Source organism: Streptomyces prasinopilosus, assembly GCF_001419695.1.
Lineage (GTDB): Bacteria > Actinomycetota > Actinomycetes > Streptomycetales > Streptomycetaceae > Streptomyces > Streptomyces prasinopilosus.
The window spans coordinates 1-1,510 of the sequence record NZ_LIRG01000891.1; the positions used below are offsets into that span (position 1 = coordinate 1).

The 1,510-nt window shown below is 76.0% G+C and carries 1 protein-coding gene; it reads right to left on the reverse strand.

What is annotated here, in order from left to right:
- Nucleotides 1–1,488 (reverse strand): GAF domain-containing protein (locus tag AOK18_RS28085; protein ID WP_079105225.1); only part of this gene is annotated, 1,488 nt, incomplete at its 3' end.
- Nucleotides 1,489–1,510 lie beyond the last annotated feature (22 nt).

Below are 1,510 nucleotides of genomic sequence, written 5' to 3' on the forward strand. Positions count from 1 at the left end.
GTAGAAGTCGCCGCCGATGCCCAGGCCCCGGGCGGCCGGCAGGTAGCGGGCGGCGACCCGCAGGCCGGGGACGCGGGGGAGGGTGTGCGGCAGCAGGGCGGACTGCAGGCGGTGCACCAGGTGGTGCTTGGCGTCGTAGAGACGGGCGCGGTCCAGGGCCTGCCCGACCAGACCGGCCAGTGACGTGAGGACGGCGCGCTCGCCGGGCGGGAAGGCGTGGGGCCTGCTGTAGGCGAGGAGGAGGGAGCCGATGGGGCGGCCGGACGCGATCAGCGGCAGGAAGGCCCAGGAAGCCATCCCGTCCTCGTGCACGGTGGACGGGTAGGCGCGCCGGAGTTCCGCGAAGGTGGCGAAGAAGTCGGGCACTCCGGTGGTGAGGACCTGGCTGCCGGGGATGTCCGGGCTCAGGGCGACGGCGTCGAAGCGGCCCACGAGGTCGCCGCGGTAGCCGCGGTGGCCGTGGATCCTCAGCCGGCCGTCCTCGGCCGTCATCAGCACCATGCCCTGGGCTCCCAGGGCGGGCAGCAGCTGGTCGGCGCTCTGCTCGACCACGTCCCGCACGCCGACGGCCTCGGTGAGGGTGGCGGCCAGCTGCATCAGGTGGTAGAGCAGGACGGCGCGGCTGGGACCCGCGGCCGGCGCGGACGGCGGCGCGGGAGGGCCCTCGGACGGGCCGGTGCCGGTGATGCGGACGCTGATGCCGGAGACGTCCGGGTACAGCTCGAAGGACAGCCACGTGTCCGGGGGGCGCAGGACGGTGAAGGACTGCGGCCGGCGGCTGACCATCGCGGCCCGGTAGCGGTCCTCGACCTGGGGGACGTCCATCCACGGCAGCACCTCCCAGGGCAGGGCGCCCACCAGGTCGGCCTGGTCGGCGCCGACGAGTTCGGCGGCGGCCGGGGTGATGAAGACGACGCGGCCGTCCGTGTCGAGCGCGCAGGACCCTCCGGGCAGGCGGTCGACGAAGGCCGTGAGCGCCGCCGCCTCGGCGGGGGAGGGGATGCGCCCGGCCGGCGGGGCCAGGGTCCGCGGGCGGCCGGAGGGCAGGAGCGGGTCGCCGCGGTCCGCGGCCTGTCTCAGGAGGTCGCCCAGGTGCCGGCAGCCCTTCTCGACGGCGTCCCGCTCGTGCGGGCTCAACTGCGAGGAGTGGGCCCCGGGCCACAGCAGCACCAGCCCGCCCTGAAGCGTCGCCCCGGAGGTGACCGGGGCGGCCGCCATCGCGAAGTCGTACGGCAGCACGAGCGCCGGCCGCGGGTAACGGCGCGCCATCTCCTCCTGGCCGCCGATCCACACCAGGCGCCGTTCGCGCACGGCGTCCGCCACGGGCATCGGATCGGACAGCGTGACCCGTCGCCACGGGGTCGCGAACTCGTGCGGTGTGCCCGCCACGATGGCCAGCCACAGGGCGTTGTCGCCCGGCGGCAGCACGTACAGCAGCCCCCCGAACGCCCCGGCCTCCCGCACCACGTCGGCCATCGCGGCGTCCATCAGCCGTCCCCCCGGCCCGTGG